Annotated in this window: 5 protein-coding genes; 4 read left to right on the top strand and 1 reads right to left on the bottom strand. The window is 62.7% G+C overall.

From position 1 onward, the window contains the following. Positions 1-433 precede the first annotated feature (433 nt). The gene (locus SM418_RS37780) at positions 434-1,294 is read left to right on the top strand and encodes a hypothetical protein (RefSeq protein ID WP_371946447.1); all 861 of its coding nucleotides are present in this window, start codon (positions 434-436) and stop codon (positions 1,292-1,294) included. A gap of 269 nt (positions 1,295-1,563) precedes the next feature. Here the strand turns inward: SM418_RS37780 and SM418_RS37775 are convergent, their stop codons facing one another. After that, positions 1,564-1,758: an ATP-binding protein gene (locus SM418_RS37775; RefSeq protein ID WP_371946448.1), complete on the bottom strand. Its 195-nt coding sequence runs from the start codon at positions 1,756-1,758 to the stop codon at positions 1,564-1,566. 152 nt (positions 1,759-1,910) lie between these two features. On the opposite strand from SM418_RS37775, the gene SM418_RS37770 reads away from it, so the two are divergent. The 3 genes from SM418_RS37770 to SM418_RS37760 all read left to right on the top strand — a co-directional run. After that, positions 1,911-2,729 (top strand): DUF5677 domain-containing protein, encoded by an 819-nt coding sequence (locus SM418_RS37770; protein WP_371946449.1) that lies wholly within the window; start codon positions 1,911-1,913, stop codon positions 2,727-2,729. Between the two features lie 174 nt (positions 2,730-2,903). Further along, on the top strand, positions 2,904-3,062 hold the full coding sequence (locus SM418_RS37765) for a hypothetical protein (RefSeq protein ID WP_371946450.1): 159 nt from the start codon (positions 2,904-2,906) through the stop codon (positions 3,060-3,062). A gap of 155 nt (positions 3,063-3,217) precedes the next feature. Next, on the top strand, positions 3,218-3,779 hold a 562-nt coding region (locus SM418_RS37760; RefSeq protein ID WP_371946451.1), incomplete at its 3' end, for an IS701 family transposase.

Raw genomic sequence — 3,779 nt, 5'->3', positions numbered from 1 at the left:
CAACACAGCCCCTCAAGTCCGTGGGTGAGACCGAAGAGACCATGATCGTCTCCGCGGCTGATGCCACGTAACTTGTAAAATGATCAAGAGGCAGATGTACGGCCGCGCCAACCCCGACCTCCTCCGCAAGCGCATCCTGCTCGCCGACTGAGCCGATCACGAAATGTGTGCCAGAGCCAGTATTGAGGCGCCGTCGACAGCAGCTTGTCCTTGGGACTGATCAAGCTCCGCATCGGAGCCCACCCCTGCACTTCTCACCTGCACGGACGTAGCTTTCGGCAGGCACAGCGCCGAGCGGGTCGCGATCAGCCTCTGACCAGCGACTTCAAGATGGGAGCCGCCCACGGAACGAAAATGCATCGTGCACCTCGATCTGACTCCCCTAGACTCGCGGCGTGTTGCGACGTGTGCGCCACGGACTGGAGGCACCTTGATGCCAACCCGGTGGAACTATCTCGTCTCTGAGACGCTGTTCGCCTCCGAACTGGTGGCGACGGGTGTTCGCAGGCTTTGCGCGGTACCGATTCGTGACGACGATTGGCCCGTTGGCCATGCTCAGATGTATCCCCTCCACGTCGGCTTGCACGCCTATACAAGCGGATTGGAGCGGCTCTGCAAGTTGACGATTGCCTGCCATGGGTTCGTGACGGACGGCACGTTTCCGCCACTAAGGCCTTTCGGTCACAAGATCGGCGAGTTGTTGGACGCTGTCGAAAAGTTGGACTTCAGCACTGGGCCAGCACTCCACAAGGCCCCGGCTGTGCGCCCCGCAGACTACCTAGATCCGGCGCTCACCGACATGATCGAACGATTCGCGAATGGTGCAGGAAGGTACGAACATCTCGATTCCCTTTGGAACGAACGAGCGGCGGTAGCCACGCTCAAGTCATGGGGTCAGTTGTGCGCTGATGCCACGCTGTCTGACCGGGTGCACCATCTTCTCTCTATCCGTGTCGCCGTCATCCACGCGGTGCGAACTCTCTGCACAAACGGCGATCTTGAGGCATCGGCATTTGCGATCCTTGATCCTGTCGACCTATTCCTTTCGGAGCGCTCTATCGCGGTAGCGCTCCACCTCTACCAGAAGGCGAGTTGGGTCGCCTCGACACTCGATGCGGTGACGTACTACACCCACCAAGGTCTCCCACTGCTCGGCGAGGCGGTACAAGACATAGTTGCAGCTCCCGAATCATTTTTCCAGTACTCGGTCGCACAGATCGAAGATGAACAAGTGACACTTGTAGAACTTGAGGAGCATTATAAGCATCACAAAGATCTCGATGATGACTGGTAAAGCGACTGAGAATGTGCGTCGCCGGGCACCATGGCCAGGTGCCGCTCCCCCAGAATCAACAGTCGGTCCAGCAGGTCGCGACGAATGGCACCACTTAGGCGCCCCACAGATAGCATTCATCCATGGTGCCCGTGGCAAAATCCTTACGACCCCGAGCCATTCGGCTTTGAAAACTTCATCGAGTGCGGGGGTGAAGACCGGATCGCATATTTGATGACGATCACGTGGGCGTCCTTTCGCGGATCATCCACGCCCCCACCCCTCCGGACTCACCGTCTGCCCGTGCCGTCATCGGTGACCGTGACGGCTTCGATCCCGTCCATAGCGTTGGTCGCCAGGTCGACGCTCACAGTAGAGGCGTCTGCGTCCAGGGCGTTCCAGACCAACTCGGCGAGTCCCGCGACGGGGGACTTGATCAACCCTTCGAGATGGTCCTGCTCAACGCTGACGATCAACTGCTCCACGTTCCGAGTCTCGCACGCGGCCACCGCTACTTTCCGGCATTTGGTGGCTTGGTCGCCCGCTAGAGTGTTGCGGTCGCGCAAACCCTGTTTGGGACCCGGTGCTGACCGGCGGCGGTGGAAGATGTCGGCAATCTCTGCCAGCGTACGTTGCCATGGCAGAGTACAGGTTTGGGGACAACAAGAAGACCCTAAAGCGCGCTGAGGCGATCGCCGGTGTACTGATAGCGGAGGCGGACCAGATCGCCTCCGCCGACCAGGGCGTGGACGTCGACCGACAGCGTGCGGTGGAGTTTCCCACCCTGTTCGGCTGGTGGCGGCATATCAACCGGACCGCGACCGCCCTGCGCACACTCGTCGATGCAGGCCACACGATCGAGACGACACCCCTCGTACGGGCGATACTGGAACACACCTACTCGATGATCTGGCTTGCCGACGTCGGCGCCGCAGGGATCGCCGTGGTGGAGGACTCCACCTGGGAGAACCGCAAGAAGCTGATCGAGAACCTGGAACGAGCGAACTGGAAGTTGCCGGACGGAGTGTCGGTCGGCTCGCGGCCTTCGACCATCCCAGCACCAGGAACCCCGGCGGCTGACTGGCACAACAAGATCAAGGGGGAGTTCGACTCATTCGATCAGATGGATACCGCTTTCGGTAACGCTGACATGTACCCGGTGTACCGGAACCTGTGCGACTACACTCACGCGAGCGCGTGGACGGCGTTCGGCTATCTGGAACCTCTCAAGGACGGTAGCGTGGCCCTCCGGTTCGCGGCCGACCACAAGGGCCGGGCTAACACCATCTGGACGACGGTCTGTCTCATCCAGGCTGGCCTCATCATCTCCCCCATGATCAGCGGGGATCCGCTCAACAAGACATTGCAGAGCGCAATCCGGGACCTCGGCATCCCCAATGATCTACTCCCGCAGCGCCGCCCCAAAGCCGAGCGCAAGCGCCCGTCTATGTCTTAGTAGGTGTTTGAGAAGAGTCTCGTTATAGGTACTCGAGGGGGCGGTGGGCTTGGCGGGCGGCGGGGTGTCGGTGACGATGAAGCGCTTGCGTCCGGCCACCCTCTTGCCCGGGTCATACCCGCGCGTTCTCCCCAGCCGACGGTACCGGCTGCCTTCCCGGTCTGGGAGGCGATGATGCCCGCGCCGAGGGCGGCGTCCCGGCCGCCCGCGGCCTGGCGGACCCTCTGCCGCAGCACGTCCAGCATCCGCAGCATGACCCGCTGCTTCTTCCACCGCACGAAGTACCAGTACACCGTCTTCCAGGGCGAGAAGTCGGCGGGCAGTTGCCGCTAGTACTCCAGTTGTAGATCGCGAGCTTGCTGGTCGGGGCTGGTCCGGGAATGGGTGCGGCCACCGGTGATCATCGGTGTGTGAAGACAGAAGATCAGTCGGTGGCCGCAGGTCACAGCATAGATCCTGGCCGCTGGCAGGAAGCGTTCGAGGTTTTGATGGGTCGCATCGCGGGACGGTTCGGCCGGGTTGAACCCCGGCGCCGGGCCCGGGCGTTGGTGCTCGGGCTGCTGTCGGACCTGCCGCGCAAGAACTGCTGGACGCTCGCCGAGCATGCCGGGGACGCCAACCCGTACGGTCTGCAGCACCTGCTGTCCAGGGCCAGGTGGGATGCAGACGCGGTACGCGATGACCTGCGCGGCTTCGTCGTCGAGCACCTGCACCACCAGGACGCGGTGCTGGTCGTGGACGAGACCGGCGACCTGAAGAAGGGCACGCACACAGTGGGCGTGCAACGCCAGTACACCGGCACCGCCGGACGCATCGAGAACAGTCAGGTCGCCGTCTACCTCGCCTACTCCACCCCGCTCGGGCACGCGGCGATCGACCGGGAGTTGTATGTCCCGCGTTCCTGGACCCAGGACGCGGGCCGCTGCAGGGCCGCCGGGATCCCCGACACCGTCGCTTTCGCCACCAAACCCGCCCTGGCCGCCCGCATGATCGGCCGCGCACTGGACGCCGGCGTCATCGCATCCTGGGTGACCGGCGACGAGGTCTACG

Source organism: Actinomadura chokoriensis (assembly GCF_041463665.1).
In the GTDB taxonomy this organism is placed as follows: domain Bacteria; phylum Actinomycetota; class Actinomycetes; order Streptosporangiales; family Streptosporangiaceae; genus Spirillospora; species Spirillospora chokoriensis_A.
Note: the sequence above shows the minus strand (reverse complement) of the source record. Positions and strands in the feature narration are given on the sequence as shown.

Coding starts and splice junctions, on each gene's coding strand:
- SM418_RS37780 (WP_371946447.1), top strand. CDS start 434: ATGCCAACCCGGTGGAACTATCTCGTCTCTGAGACGCTGTTCGCCTCC.
- SM418_RS37770 (WP_371946449.1), top strand. CDS start 1,911: ATGGCAGAGTACAGGTTTGGGGACAACAAGAAGACCCTAAAGCGCGCT.
- SM418_RS37765 (WP_371946450.1), top strand. CDS start 2,904: ATGCCCGCGCCGAGGGCGGCGTCCCGGCCGCCCGCGGCCTGGCGGACC.